Source organism: Pseudoalteromonas piscicida, from assembly GCF_002208135.1.
In the GTDB taxonomy this organism is placed as follows: domain Bacteria; phylum Pseudomonadota; class Gammaproteobacteria; order Enterobacterales; family Alteromonadaceae; genus Pseudoalteromonas; species Pseudoalteromonas piscicida_A.
In genome coordinates, this window is sequence record NZ_CP021646.1 from 1,603,739 (window position 1) to 1,617,560 (window position 13,822).

Sequence of the window (13,822 nt, forward strand, 5' to 3'; positions counted from 1 at the left end):
TCTCCTATTTAATAACAATATTCTGATTGTTATGTTGTGATACTAATGTTAAGCAAATTCAGATCATTCTAACTTATAACCTAGGTTAAAAGTCAATTTTTCTGTGATTTATGCATAAATGTATAATAAATATTCTACGACGATTAAATATTAGACCATTCGCTAATTCGCAAGCGTCTCTATCTAAACAAGAATTGTAAAAGGGCGCATAGCCTTATATACTGTCAACGGTTTTATACCGTATCGTCTGTGGGTAAACCTATTTTTACATCAATTTTTACACTCGAGTGAACTTTTTGGTGTCCTAATTGGTTTATCTAGAGTGTGCCACCTACATTTGCAATATGTAGGTGGGTTTCATAAAAACAAGTAGATGAGCTCCTTTGTGGGCAAAGATGGGCAAGTAACTGTGAAAAAGCAAAGACCTGTAAATCTAGATCTTACGACTATATCTATGCCGCCAACGGCTAAAGCGTCGATTCTTCACCGTGTCACCGGTGTTGCTTTCTTCTTCGCTTTGACCTTTGTGATTTGGGCTTGGTCTGAATCCCTTTCTTCTCCTGAAGGCTTCGAGTTTGTAAAAGAACTGATGTCTGGCTTTATCGCGAAATTCATCGCGTGGGGCACCCTAACTGTATTGTCTTACCACATCATCGGTGGTATCCGTCACATGATCCAGGATATGGGACATTGGGAAGAATTAGAATCAGGCAACAATAGCGCGAAGATTGCACTAGCACTTTGGGTTATCGTAGCAATTTTGGCTGGAGTATGGATATGGTCTTAAATCAAGCGACTCTAAAGCGTGATGGCGTACAAGACTACGTGTCACTACGTACAACTGCGTTAATTATCCTAGCTTACGCGGTATTCATCGTAGGCTATCTTCTAATAACTCCTGAACTAACTTATGAAGCTTGGTCAGGGTTGTTCGCAAATTTAGCTGTGAAAGCAGCAACGATGATCACACTAGTATGTATCATGGTACATACACGCATCGGTTTGTGGCAGGTTCTAACTGACTACGTTAAGAACTCAACAACTCGCACTATTCTTGGCTTTGTATTAAACCTTATGGCTTTAGCTTACGTAGCTATTGGTCTGTTTGTTCTGTGGGGTGTTTAAGTGAAATATAACGTACGTGAATTTGACGCAGTTGTAGTCGGTGCAGGCGGTGCGGGTATGCGCGCGGCACTTGCTATCTCGGAATCAGGCAAAACTTGTGCTCTTATTTCAAAAGTTTTCCCAACTCGTTCTCATACAGTATCAGCACAGGGTGGTATCACCGTTGCGCTAGGTAACTCTCACGAGGACAACTGGGAATGGCACATGTACGATACGGTTAAAGGTTCTGATTACATCGGTGACCAAGACGCTATCGAGTACATGTGTAAAACAGGTCCAGAAGCTATCACTGAACTTGAGAACATGGGTCTACCTTTCTCTCGTTTTGAGAATGGTCGCGTATATCAGCGTCCTTTCGGTGGTCAGTCGAAAAACTTTGGTGGCGAGCAAGCTGCACGTACAGCAGCCGCAGCGGACCGTACTGGTCACGCGTTGCTACACTGCCTATACCAGCAAAACGTTAAAAACAAAACAAACGTTTTCTCTGAGTGGTATGCACTAGACCTAGTAAAAAATGACAATGGCGATGTAGTGGGTGTCACCGCAATCGACATCGAGTCAGGTGAAATCACCTATTTCAAATCAAAAGCAGTTGTTCTTGCAACTGGTGGTGCGGGTCGTATTTTCGCATCAACAACGAATGCGCACATCAACACAGGTGACGGCGTTGGTATGGCGGTTCGTGCTGGCATTTCAATGCAAGACATGGAAATGTGGCAGTTCCACCCGACAGGTATCGCAGGTGCGGGTGTACTAGTAACAGAAGGTTGTCGTGGTGAAGGTGGTTACCTTCTAAATAAAGATGGCGAGCGCTTCATGGAACGTTATGCGCCAAACGCGAAAGACCTTGCGTCACGTGACGTTGTAGCACGTTCAATGATGACAGAAATTCGTGAAGGTCGTGGTTGTGAAGGTCCTTGGGGTCCACATATCAAGCTGAAGCTTGACCACTTAGGTGCTGAGACACTTAACCTTCGTCTACCTGGCGTATGTGACCTTGCGAAGACGTTCGCACACGTGGATCCAGCGGAAGAGCCAATTCCAGTAATCCCAACTTGTCACTACATGATGGGTGGCGTACCAACCAACGTAAACGGTCAAGTACTGAACGTAGACGGTCAAGGCAATGAAAAGATCGTAGAAGGTCTATTTGCAGTTGGTGAGATTGCCTGTGTATCTGTCCATGGTGCAAACCGTTTAGGCGGTAACTCACTCCTTGACCTTGTCGTATTCGGTCGTGCGGCGGGTAACTTCCTTGGTACTTACCTGAAAGACGCTGAAATCGCTAAAGAAGCGAGCAACGATAACGTAGATGCAGCACTTGCGCGTACTAATCGTTGGGAAACGTCTGCGAAAGGTCAGGGTGAAGATCCTGTACAAATTAAGAAAGATCTGCAACGTTGTATGCAGCTTAACTTCTCGGTATTCCGTGAAGGCGATGCAATGGCTGAAGGTCTTAAAGAACTTAAAGAGATTCGTGAGCGTCTACAGTACGCACGTCTTGACGATAAGTCTGCTGAATTCAACACGCAACGTATTGAGTGTCTAGAGTTAGATAACTTGATGGAAACAGCGTACTCGACAGCGGTTGCTGCGAACTTCCGTACAGAAAGTCGTGGTGCACACTCTCGTTTCGATTACCCAGAGCGTGATGATGAAAACTGGTTGTGTCATTCGATTTACAACCCAGAGTCTGAGTCTATGAGTAAGCGTGAAGTAAACTACGCGCCCAAGACTCGTGAAGCATTCCCACCGAAAGCACGTACATACTAGGAGCTAAGCGATGGCAACTTTAGAATTATCTGTTTATCGTTATAATCCTGATGAAGATGCAGCACCACGCATGCAAGACTACTCTCTAGAAGTAGAGGAAGGTCGTGACATGATGGTGTTAGATGCTCTTATGCAGTTGAAAGAGCAAGATCCATCTTTATCTTTCCGTCGTTCATGCCGTGAAGGGGTATGTGGTTCTGACGGTATTAATATGAATGGTAAAAACGGCCTTGCATGTATTACCCCGATTTCTGCACTGCAGAAAGGTGGCAAAGGCAAGATCGTCATTCGTCCATTACCAGGTCTTCCGGTGATCCGTGACTTAGTAATCGATATGAGCCAGTTCTATACGCAATACGAGAAGGTTAAGCCATTCTTGATCAACGACAAGCCAACCGGTGGTGAAGAGCGTCTTCAATCTATTGAAGAACGTGAAAAGCTAGATGGTCTGTACGAATGTATTCTTTGTGCATGTTGTTCAACGTCTTGTCCTTCTTTCTGGTGGAACCCAGATAAGTTCATCGGTCCTGCGGGTCTTCTACACGCTTATCGTTTCTTGGCAGATAGCCGTGATACAGCGACAGAAGAACGTCTTGCTGGTCTTGATGACGCGTTCAGCGTATTCCGCTGTCACAGTATTATGAACTGTGTTAGCGTATGTCCAAAAGGCCTTAATCCAACTAAGGCAATTGGACAAATTAAATCAATGTTGTTAAACCGTTCGGTATAACACATACTACTAGCTAAGATGGCAAGCAAAAGCTTGCCATCTTGTTTTCGTTTGAGTTTCTGCGCTAGATAAAAGGGCTAATAGATGCACGAAGGTGTGATGAAGGCATGGCTAGAATCTTCGCATTTGTACGGCGGTAACGTTGCGTACGTAGAAGATCTATATGAGGCGTATCTAGATGATGCAGCTTCAGTGCCAGAAGAGTGGCGAGAGGTGTTTGATCAACTACCTAAAGTTGATGGTGTGGATGTTGACACTAAACATTCAGAAGTAAGAGCGCAATTCGCGGAGCTTGCTAAAAACAAACACAGAGAAGTCGTGGTTTCTGCAGAGGGTTCTGCTGATGCCAAGCAAGTTAAAGTTCTGCAGTTAATTAATGCATTCCGTTTCAGAGGTCATCAGAACGCTAACCTAGATCCTTTAGGGATATGGGATAGAGAACGTGTTCGCGATCTTGACCCTGCTTTTCATGATTTAACCGATGCAGACTTAGATAAAGAATTTAATGTTGGCTCTTTTGCTTGTGGCAAAGAGACAATGAAACTCAAAGACTTGTACGCTGCGCTTAAAGCGACATACTGTGGCTCTATCGGTGCTGAGTACATGCACATCACGTCTACCGAAGAAAAACGTTGGTTACAACAGCGTTTGGAATCGTCCTTCTCGAAGCCACAATTCGACAAAGAAACCAAACTAAGAATCTACAAAGGTCTAACTGCTGCAGACGGCTTAGAAAAGTATTTGGGTGCAAAATTCCCGGGTGCTAAGCGTTTCTCTCTAGAAGGCGGTGATTCGCTTGTGCCTATGCTGAAAGAGCTTATCCACCGTGCCGGTGAAAGCGGTCAGCAAGAAGCAGTAATTGGTATGGCCCACCGTGGTCGTCTGAACGTACTAGTGAATGTACTGGGTAAAAACCCACAAGAGCTATTTGATGAGTTTGCTGGTAAGTACGGCGAGCACGCAGGTTCTGGTGATGTTAAATACCACATGGGTTTCTCTTCTGACTTCGGTACGAAGGGCGGCAATGTTCACATGGCATTGGCATTTAACCCATCTCACCTTGAAATCGTAAACCCGGTAGTAATGGGATCGGTACGGGCTCGTCTTGACCGCTTGAATTGCCAAAGTGGTTCTAAAGCATTGCCCATCACAATACACGGCGACTCTGCAATCGCAGGTCAAGGTGTCGTACAAGAAACGTTTAACTTATCGCAAACACGTGCATACGGCGTTGGCGGTTCTATTCGTATCGTAGTGAATAACCAAGTTGGTTTCACTACGTCAAAACGAGAAGATACACGTTCGACTGAATACTGTACTGATATCGCTAAAATGGTTCAGGCACCAATCTTCCACGTGAACGCGGATGATCCTGAAGCTGTTGCATTTGTTACACAAGTTGCACTTGATTTCCGTAACAAGTTTAAGCGTGATGTGGTGATTGACTTAGTATGTTACCGTCGTCACGGCCACAACGAAGCAGATGAGCCAAATGCAACGCAGCCGTTGATGTATCAGAAGATCAAAAAGCACCCTGTACCTCGCCAGTTATATGCTGACCAACTTGTACGCGAAGGTGTAATTTCTGAAGAAGATGCGAAACAAATTGCTGACGATTACCGAAATGGCCTTGATAAAGGCGTTTGTGTAGTAGAAGAAATTCAAAAAGAAACCAAGCACTCTTCTGATTGGTCTAAGTATGTTGGTCACGATTGGGACACGCCTTATGAGCCAAAAGTTGCATTAGATAAACTCAAAGCGCTTGGTGAAAAGATTGCTAACTACCCTGAGAGCCACAAAGCACAATCACGCGTTAAAAAGATTTACGACGATCGTAAATTAATGGCGCAAGGCGAGAAAATGCTTGATTGGGGTATGGCTGAGACATTGGCTTACGCGACCTTGGTCGACGAAGGAACAGATGTACGTCTTACTGGTCAGGATTCTGGTCGTGGTACATTCTTCCACCGTCATGCCGTAGTACATAACCAAAAAGACGCGTCTACTTACCTTCCGCTACAAAACATTCGTGAAGGTCAAGGTCTGTTTGAAGTGTACGATTCAGTACTATCGGAAGAAGCGGTACTGGCGTTCGAATATGGCTACGCAACGGCAGAGCCAACGTCATTAGTTCTGTGGGAAGCACAGTTTGGTGACTTCGCCAACGGTGCTCAAGTAGTATTCGACCAATTCCTTAGCTCAGGTGAGCAGAAGTGGGGTCGTTTATGTGGTTTAACACTCTTACTTCCTCATGGCTATGAAGGTCAAGGTCCAGAGCATAGCTCTTCGCGTTTAGAGCGTTATTTACAGCTCTGCGCTGACCACAATATGCAAGTATGTGTGCCGTCAACACCAGCGCAAGTATACGCAATGCTGCGTCGTCAATCTGTTCGTCCACTGCGTCGTCCATTGATTGTAATGACACCTAAGTCGCTACTACGTCATCCATTAGCTGTTTCTAGTCTAGAAGAGCTATCTGAAGGCGTGTTCAACAACATGATCGACGAGATTGATGATATCAATCCTGAAAACGTTGAGCGTGTAGTGTTCTGTAGCGGTAAGGTTTATTACGAACTACTGCAAGAGCGTCGTAAGCAAGAGCTTAACAACGTTGCTATCGTTCGTGTTGAACAGCTATACCCATTCCCTCACAAAGAGATGGATGAGATCATGGCTCGCTATCAGCACGTAAAAGATTTTGTTTGGTGTCAAGAAGAACCACAAAACCAAGGTGCTTGGTACTGTTCACAGCATCATTTCTGGGAAGCTATTCCAGCTGGCGCAAACCTGACGTATGCAGGCCGTAAGGCTTCAGCTGCACCAGCATGTGGATACATGTCTACACATACTAAAGAACAAAACGCGTTAATTGCTGACGCTTTAACAATTAAGAAATAAGGAATAAGAGATGACAACCGAAATTAAGGTTCCTGTTCTTCCTGAGTCTGTTGCCGATGCAACGGTTGCTACATGGCATGTAAGCGTTGGCGATAAAGTGACTCGTGATCAAAACTTAGTTGACATCGAAACTGATAAGGTCGTTTTAGAAGTGGTAGCGCCAGAAGATGGTGTTATCGTTGCAATTTCTGAAGAAGAAGGCGCGACGGTTCTTGGCGAACAAGTTATTGCACAACTAGGTGCTGCTGATGAAGCAGCAGCGCCTGCTCAATCAAATGAACAACCAGCAGCGTCAGAATCGGCGCCAGCAGCAGAAGGTAAAGAAGTGGACATTAAAGTACCTGTACTTCCTGAGTCAGTAGCAGACGCTACTATCGCAACTTGGCACGTTCAACCAGGTGAAGCGGTTAGCCGCGACCAGAACCTAGTTGATATTGAAACAGATAAAGTGGTTCTTGAAGTTGTTGCACCTGAAGATGGTGTGATGGGTGAGCATATCCACGCTGAAGGTGAGACAGTACTTGGTGATCAAGTTATCGGTAAAATCGTTGCCGGTGGCGCACCAGCTGCATCATCAAGCGCAAAGAAAGAAGAAGCACCAGCTGCTGCTTCTGACGAGAACTCAGATGTACTAACACCATCTGTTCGTCGTCTTATCGCGGAAAAAGGCCTTGATGCGTCTAAGATCAAAGGCTCAGGTAAAGGCGGTCGCATTACTAAAGAAGACGTTGACGCTTTCCTTAAAGCACCTGCAAAATCAGAGTCTAAGCCTGCTGCGTCTGCACCAGCTGCACCAGTAGGTGAGCGTACACAAAAGCGTGTACCTATGACTCGTCTACGTAAAACAATCGCTAACCGCCTATTAGAAGCGAAGAACTCAACAGCAATGCTGACGACGTTCAACGAAGTAAACATGAAGCCAATCATGGACCTTCGTAAGCAATACCAAGAGGTATTTGAGAAGCGTCACGGTATTCGTTTAGGTTTCATGTCTTTCTACGTGAAAGCGGTAACTGAGGCACTTAAGCGTTTCCCTGAAGTAAACGCGTCAATTGATGGTGACGATATCGTTTATCACAACTACTTCGACATCAGCATCGCGGTGTCTACACCTCGTGGTCTAGTAACTCCGGTACTACGTGATTGTGATAAGCTTTCTGTTGCTGAAATCGAGAAGAATATTCGTGAACTGGCTATCAAAGGTCGTGATGGTAAACTAACTGTCGATGATATGACTGGCGGTAACTTCACTATCACCAATGGTGGTGTATTCGGTTCGCTACTTTCTACGCCTATTATCAACTTACCACAGTCTTCAATCTTGGGTATGCACAAAATCCAAGAGCGTCCTATGGCAGTAAACGGTAAAGTTGAAATCTTACCTATGATGTACTTAGCGCTATCTTATGACCACCGTCAAATCGATGGGAAGGAGTCAGTTGGGTTCCTAGTAACAATTAAAGAGTTGCTTGAAGATCCAACACGTCTACTTCTAGACGTATAATATTTGTTTAAAGAATAAGCTGTATGCTCGCATACAGCTTTTTTTTTGCGCCTTTGGTCTAAGTGGGGTTTTCATAAGAAGCCTTGGGATCTATACTATGTGCGCAATTTGGGATAGCTGACTATTTGCATAAATATTCAGCTTTTTTAGTATAAAAAATTGGATAAAGCATCATGAATTTGCATGAGTATCAGGCAAAACAACTTTTTGCCGAATATGGTTTACCTGTATCAGAAGGCTTTGCTTGTGATACACCTCAAGAAGCAGTTGAAGCTGCTGGTAAAATCGGTGGAGACAAGTGGGTTGTTAAGTGTCAAGTACACGCAGGCGGCCGTGGTAAAGCTGGCGGTGTTAAACTTGCAGACAGCAAAGACGAAATCCGCGCATTCGCTGAAAACTGGTTAGGTAAAAACCTAGTTACTTACCAAACAGACGAGAAAGGTCAGCCTGTTGCTAAAATCTTAGTAGAAAGCTGCACTGATATTGCAAATGAACTATACCTAGGTGCTGTTGTTGACCGTGGTTCACGTAAAATCGTGTTCATGGCATCAACTGAAGGTGGTGTAGAAATTGAACAAGTTGCAGAAGAAACGCCTGAACTAATTCATAAAGCTGAGATCGACCCACTAGTAGGTCCTCAAGCTTACCAAGGTCGTGAGCTAGCGTTCAAACTAGGTTTGAACCCAACTCAAGTTAAGCAATTCACTAAGATCTTCATGGGTCTAGCGCAAATGTTTATCAATCACGACTTTGCTCTACTAGAAATCAACCCTCTAGTGATCACAGATGCTGGTAACCTGCACTGCCTAGACGGCAAAATCGGTGTAGACGGCAACGCATTGTTCCGCCAGCCTAAGATCCGTGAATTCCACGATCCTTCACAAGAAGACGCTCGTGAAGCACACGCAGCAAGCTTTGAACTTAACTATGTAGCACTAGACGGTAACGTTGGTTGTATGGTTAACGGTGCAGGCCTTGCGATGGGTACTATGGACATCGTAAACCTACACGGTGGCAAGCCAGCTAACTTCCTAGACGTTGGTGGCGGCGCAACTAAAGAGCGTGTATCTGAAGCATTCAAGATCATCCTTTCTGACGACAATGTTAAAGCAGTATTAGTTAACATCTTCGGTGGTATCGTACGTTGTGACATGATCGCTGAAGGTATTATCGGTGCGGTTAAAGAAGTTGGCGTAAACGTACCTGTAGTTGTACGCCTTGAAGGTACTAACGCTGAAGCTGGTCGTGAAGTACTAGCTAACTCTGGCCTTGACATCATTGCAGCTGAGTCACTAACTGACGCTGCTGAGAAAGTAGTTGCTGCTGCGGAGGGCAAATAATGTCTGTACTAATTAACAAAGATACTAAAGTAATCTGTCAAGGTTTCACTGGTGGTCAGGGTACTTTCCACTCTGAGCAAGCTATCCAGTACGGTACGCAAATGGTTGGTGGTGTTTCTCCTGGTAAAGGCGGCACAACTCACCTAGGTCTACCTGTATTTAACACAGTACGTGAAGCGGTAGAGTCAACTGGTGCAACTGCATCTGTTATCTACGTACCTGCTGCGTTCTGTAAAGATGCTATCCTTGAAGCTATCAGCGCAGGTATCGAACTAATCGTATGTATCACTGAAGGCATCCCTACACTAGATATGGTTGATGTTAAAGTGAAGTTAGAAGAAACTGGCGTTCGCATGATTGGTCCTAACTGCCCAGGTGTTATCACTCCAGGTGAAACTAAGATCGGTATCATGCCAGGTCACATCCACTTGCCTGGTAAAGTAGGTATCGTGTCACGTTCTGGTACTTTGACTTACGAAGCAGTTAAGCAAACAACTGACGCTGGCTTCGGTCAATCTACTTGTGTTGGTATCGGTGGTGACCCAATCCCAGGCACTAACTTCATCGACGTACTAGAGATGTTCCAAAACGATCCGCAAACTGAAGCTATCGTAATGATCGGTGAGATCGGCGGTACAGCTGAAGAAGAAGCGGCTGAGTACATCAAGCACAACGTAACTAAGCCTGTCGTTTCTTACATCGCAGGTGTTACAGCTCCTCCAGGTAAGCGTATGGGTCACGCTGGTGCAATTATCGCAGGCGGTAAAGGTACAGCTGACGAGAAATTTGCAGCACTTGAAGCTGCGGGTGTTAAAACCGTTCGCTCTCTTGCAGAAATCGGTTCTGCACTAAAAGAGAAAGCGGGTTGGTAAGTTAATACCACACGTTAAAAAGGCTCCTCAAGGAGCCTTTTTTGATCTGCTCAACTCAGCGAGGGGATTATGCCTTTTCACACACTTGGTCAGCTTTGTGAAACCACAAAAAATGAATTATTGATGCTTATTCAGCAAAACCCAGCGTTCGGCACTAAACGCTACGGACGCAATGAAATAGTATTGCAACAAGGGCAAGTGCAACGTTATGGTTTCTTTATCAACTCGGGCAAGCTCGTCTCATCTGTGGTAAATGATGCAGGAGAGCTGAGACATAAGGAGTTCTATTTTGCTGGCGAGCTTTGTATTTTATTCGCTGAATGGATCCAAAAATCTCCTAGTTTCTATCAAATCTCTGCGCTGGATGATGTAGAGATAGTACTCGTCCCATTAGCCTTACTAGAACAAGATCATCTTCGAACACTTAAATTAAAATTATTGGAACAACAGTTGCTATTTAAAGAAGCAAAAGAAGCTTTTCTACTACTAAATACGCTTGCGCAAAGGTATTGCTTCTTGCGTGACAAACGTCCGCATTGGGTTAATGGTTTAGCAAATTATGATCTTGCGAACTATTTGGGGGTAACACCTCAAGGACTATCGCGATTAAAGTCGCGAGTAAATAAAGCACAAGCGACTATAACTATGCGCTAGTTCAAAGACTATATTCACGCTCTACCTTGGCAATACGAGTTGTATAACTTTGATACCATTTTTTATTGCCGTTCTTTTGCGCCTCAATATGCTCAGCATTGGCTTTCCATGCTTTGATTGATTCTAGGTCGCGCCAATAAGAAACGGTGATCCCAACCTCTTCACGCGCCGATTCGAGCCCTAAAAATCCAGGTTGGAGCTGTGCAAGCTCGACCATTCTCGAAGCGGTTTGAGCATAGCCTTCATCGTCTTCATTTTTAATATTGGTAAAAATTACGGCGTAATAGGGGGTGGTGGAGTAGTTGCTATCATAAGTTGTGATGCAGTAAATTGCAGGTGTTAAGTTTATACCAATTAACCCCTGCTTAAATCAATTAGGATAAATGATGAGTTGCTTATCAGAGCATCTCATCATGTAGCTATCGCTAAGGTTATTCAGCCCCAAAAGGATTGTCTATGCTATGTGCAGGTTCAGTAAACCAACGTGGACCATCGTCGGTCATATAGAAATGGTCTTCCAAGCGAATGCCAAATTCATAAGGAATAACCAGCATAGGTTCATTTGAAAAACACATTCCAGCGGCAAGCGGTTCTGGGTTATCTTTGACTAAATAAGGCCATTCGTGGATATCTAAGCCGATGCCATGTCCAGTGCGATGCGGACAGCCTGGTAGTTGATAATCAGGGCCGAGTCCATTGCTGGCAATATACTCTCTCGCGGCCTTATCAACAGCGCCACAGGGCGCACCAATTTTGGCTGCATTAAATGCTGCGATTTGCGCTTGCTTCTCGATTTGCCAAACGGACTTTTGCTTTTCACTGGGTTCGCCAAAAACATAAGTACGGGTGATATCACTAAGATAGCCGTGTAACTTACAACCTGTGTCGACGAGAACCACATCGCCTTTTTTCAGCGTTTGTGGGTTTTTTACACCATGTGGGAATGACGACGCCACACCAAATAGCACAATACAAAAATAATTGCCCGGCGCCCCCACTTTTTTGTGCGCTTCATTAATAAAGGCTTCAACTTCGGTTGTCGTGATCCCTTCATACAGCATAGATGCCGTTGCTTTATGTACGGCAAGTGTCATGTCCATTGCACGTTGAATAAGGGCAATTTCATTTTCCGATTTATGCATTCTACAATGCGCGGTTACTGCCTTTGCATTGATAAGCGAAAGCTCAGGTGCCGCGAGTCTGATCCCATCAGCAACAAAAAACGCAGTGCTTTCGTCAATGGCGAGTGTGCCTGTGCTATCAATATTGAGTGTGTTAAGTACGTTTGCGACGAGCTCGTAAGGAGATGCTTCTTCTTGCCAAGCATGAATAGGACCTTCAATCAGCCAATAATCCTTAATAGAGCCAATCTCAAAAAATGGGACGATAAACTGAACTTGTCCATTGGCGGGTAAAATAGCACCGACCAACCGCTCACTGGCGTACCATTGCAAACCGGTAAAGTATTTCAAATTTGTACCAGCATTTAAATAGAGTGCATCAATATTGTTTTGCTGCATATATTGTTGTGCTTTCTCTATTCTTGCTAAATACTCGCTTTCGCCAATTGGCGCTACGCCTTTGGTCATATCTTCTAAGTTGTCCAGCGCTTGCTGCGCGCTTTGATATGCAATACCTTTCATTTTGTTGGTGATCCTTAGCTAGTTAAATCGAGCAATACTAAAGGGAGTAAGATCGATGTCGTTGGGCTTGTTGTCAATAAGATCTGCGATACATTCACTTGAAATTGCGGCTTGAGTCAGTCCTAAGTGCTGATGACCCAGTGCAAAATAAAGGTTATGATGATTTGGCGCTTGTCCGATGACAGGTAAATAGTCAGGGAGTGAAGGCCGGCAACCGACCCACAACGCTTCACCGTGTTGTGGCAGAGCTTGACTTAATAGTTTACTTGCGTGATGTAACAATGCGCGAGCACGGCTGTAATTAGGCTTACTATCAAGGGCTGCAAATTCTACCGTTCCTGCCAGTCGCAAACCTTGTGACATGGGCGTCATGATAAACCCTCGTTCACTTGATGCGACAGGTCGTGTAAGCGTATTATTCACTGCCAACATGTTGTGATAACCGCGCTCGGCAATCATGGGCAGTGAGTAACCTAAAGACGCACAGAGCGTTTTACTTGCAGCACCTGTTGCCACAACGACTTTGTTAAAGGTCATCTTGTGGTTATTCGAGTTGAGTGTGTAGCCATGCTCTGTGTGGGTAATATGGTCGATTGAGCCTTGTCTGAATGTGCCCCCTAACTGAATAAACTGCTCATATAAAGTCAAACAAAGGGTGTAGGGATCTGTGTTGTGCGCGACTTTATCAAAATACAGTGCCGACGTAATGGAACTTGATAGGCTCGGCTCCATTTCTCGGGCTTGCTCACCTGTAAGTAAGCGCACTGATATGTCTTGTTCGGCGTATTTGTTATAGCTTTGACGGGCAGAGCTTTCGTCACCTTCAAAAACCAGTAAACTGCCGTTGCTAGATATAAGTGTATGATACTTATCACCAAGTAAACGCTGATATGCGGGTAGCGCGCGTTCATTTAAACTTCTAAGTGCGATTGTGCCTTTGTGGAAACAGCTACTTTTCATTTGCTTTAAGAATCGTACAAACCAAGGAATATTGTTGAGTAAAGAGGTGGTCTCTATTCGCAAAGGCCCCACCGGATTGACTAACATGGCAGGCACTTTTGTTAGTAAAGCTGCATCAGCCATGGGGAATACCTGTTCTGTGGCAAAATGCCCAGCGTTACCCTTAGAGCATCCCTCCGCGGGCCGGTTTTTATCGAACAAGGTAACAGCGTGGCCTCGTCGAGCTAATTGCAGCGCGGTGGTGATCCCAATGATCCCTGCGCCGATCACTGCAATTTTATTATTACTTTCCACAATTCACCTCACCATCCTAAATTGTATTT

At 44.7% G+C, this 13,822-nt stretch carries 12 protein-coding genes; 9 read left to right on the top strand and 3 right to left on the bottom strand.

The features are described 5' to 3' along the window. The first annotated feature begins 409 nt into the window (after positions 1-409). From sdhC to B1L02_RS07690, 9 genes are all read left to right on the top strand, one after another. Positions 410-787 carry a succinate dehydrogenase, cytochrome b556 subunit gene (sdhC, locus tag B1L02_RS07650; RefSeq protein ID WP_125252744.1) on the top strand — a complete coding sequence of 126 codons (378 nt, stop codon included), beginning with the start codon at positions 410-412 and terminating at the stop codon, positions 785-787. Further along, complete coding sequence (gene sdhD, locus B1L02_RS07655) at positions 778-1,125, top strand: succinate dehydrogenase, hydrophobic membrane anchor protein (protein WP_088530554.1); 348 nt, start codon at positions 778-780, stop codon at positions 1,123-1,125. The genes sdhC and sdhD overlap by 10 nt, the downstream gene beginning before the upstream one ends. Further along, complete coding sequence (sdhA, locus tag B1L02_RS07660) at positions 1,126-2,898, top strand: succinate dehydrogenase flavoprotein subunit (RefSeq protein ID WP_088530555.1); 1,773 nt, start codon at positions 1,126-1,128, stop codon at positions 2,896-2,898. It abuts the gene before it with no gap. A gap of 10 nt (positions 2,899-2,908) precedes the next feature. Continuing rightward, on the top strand, positions 2,909-3,628 hold the full coding sequence (locus tag B1L02_RS07665) for a succinate dehydrogenase iron-sulfur subunit (protein WP_088530556.1): 720 nt from the start codon (positions 2,909-2,911) through the stop codon (positions 3,626-3,628). An 84-nt stretch (positions 3,629-3,712) separates the two neighbouring features. Next, positions 3,713-6,526: a 2-oxoglutarate dehydrogenase E1 component gene (gene sucA, locus B1L02_RS07670; RefSeq protein ID WP_088530557.1), complete on the top strand. Its 2,814-nt coding sequence runs from the start codon at positions 3,713-3,715 to the stop codon at positions 6,524-6,526. 10 nt (positions 6,527-6,536) lie between these two features. Then, positions 6,537-8,030, top strand: coding sequence for a 2-oxoglutarate dehydrogenase complex dihydrolipoyllysine-residue succinyltransferase (gene odhB / locus B1L02_RS07675; RefSeq protein ID WP_088530558.1), 1,494 nt, complete (start codon positions 6,537-6,539; stop codon positions 8,028-8,030). Positions 8,031-8,203: 173 nt separating this feature from the next. Next, the gene (gene sucC, locus B1L02_RS07680) at positions 8,204-9,370 is read left to right on the top strand and encodes an ADP-forming succinate--CoA ligase subunit beta (protein ID WP_010371452.1); all 1,167 of its coding nucleotides are present in this window, start codon (positions 8,204-8,206) and stop codon (positions 9,368-9,370) included. Beyond that, complete coding sequence (sucD, locus tag B1L02_RS07685; protein WP_010371451.1) at positions 9,370-10,242, top strand: succinate--CoA ligase subunit alpha; 873 nt, start codon at positions 9,370-9,372, stop codon at positions 10,240-10,242. Before sucC ends, sucD begins: the two co-directional genes overlap by 1 nt. Before the next feature lie 69 nt (positions 10,243-10,311). Then, a complete protein-coding gene (locus tag B1L02_RS07690) occupies positions 10,312-10,896 on the top strand; it encodes a Crp/Fnr family transcriptional regulator (RefSeq protein ID WP_088530559.1) in 585 nt (194 codons plus the stop codon). 1 nt (position 10,897) lies between these two features. Here the strand turns inward: B1L02_RS07690 and B1L02_RS07695 are convergent, their stop codons facing one another. From B1L02_RS07695 to B1L02_RS07705, 3 genes are all read right to left on the bottom strand, one after another. Continuing rightward, positions 10,898-11,251 carry an antibiotic biosynthesis monooxygenase family protein gene (locus B1L02_RS07695; protein WP_411170918.1) on the bottom strand — a complete coding sequence of 118 codons (354 nt, stop codon included), beginning with the start codon at positions 11,249-11,251 and terminating at the stop codon, positions 10,898-10,900. A gap of 76 nt (positions 11,252-11,327) precedes the next feature. Beyond that, positions 11,328-12,539, bottom strand: coding sequence for a M24 family metallopeptidase (locus B1L02_RS07700; protein ID WP_088530561.1), 1,212 nt, complete (start codon positions 12,537-12,539; stop codon positions 11,328-11,330). A gap of 18 nt (positions 12,540-12,557) precedes the next feature. After that, positions 12,558-13,793: an NAD(P)/FAD-dependent oxidoreductase gene (locus B1L02_RS07705; protein WP_088530562.1), complete on the bottom strand. Its 1,236-nt coding sequence runs from the start codon at positions 13,791-13,793 to the stop codon at positions 12,558-12,560. Between the last annotated feature and the right edge of the window lie 29 nt (positions 13,794-13,822).

Excerpts from the sequence above, each read along its gene's own strand:
- sdhD (WP_088530554.1), top strand. The coding sequence starts at position 778 with ATGGTCTTAAATCAAGCGACTCTAAAGCGTGATGGCGTACAAGACTAC.
- B1L02_RS07665 (WP_088530556.1), top strand. The coding sequence starts at position 2,909 with ATGGCAACTTTAGAATTATCTGTTTATCGTTATAATCCTGATGAAGAT.
- sucA (WP_088530557.1), top strand. The coding sequence starts at position 3,713 with ATGCACGAAGGTGTGATGAAGGCATGGCTAGAATCTTCGCATTTGTAC.
- odhB (WP_088530558.1), top strand. The coding sequence starts at position 6,537 with ATGACAACCGAAATTAAGGTTCCTGTTCTTCCTGAGTCTGTTGCCGAT.
- sucC (WP_010371452.1), top strand. The coding sequence starts at position 8,204 with ATGAATTTGCATGAGTATCAGGCAAAACAACTTTTTGCCGAATATGGT.
- sucD (WP_010371451.1), top strand. The coding sequence starts at position 9,370 with ATGTCTGTACTAATTAACAAAGATACTAAAGTAATCTGTCAAGGTTTC.
- B1L02_RS07690 (WP_088530559.1), top strand. The coding sequence starts at position 10,312 with ATGCCTTTTCACACACTTGGTCAGCTTTGTGAAACCACAAAAAATGAA.
- B1L02_RS07700 (WP_088530561.1), bottom strand. The coding sequence starts at position 12,539 with ATGAAAGGTATTGCATATCAAAGCGCGCAGCAAGCGCTGGACAACTTA.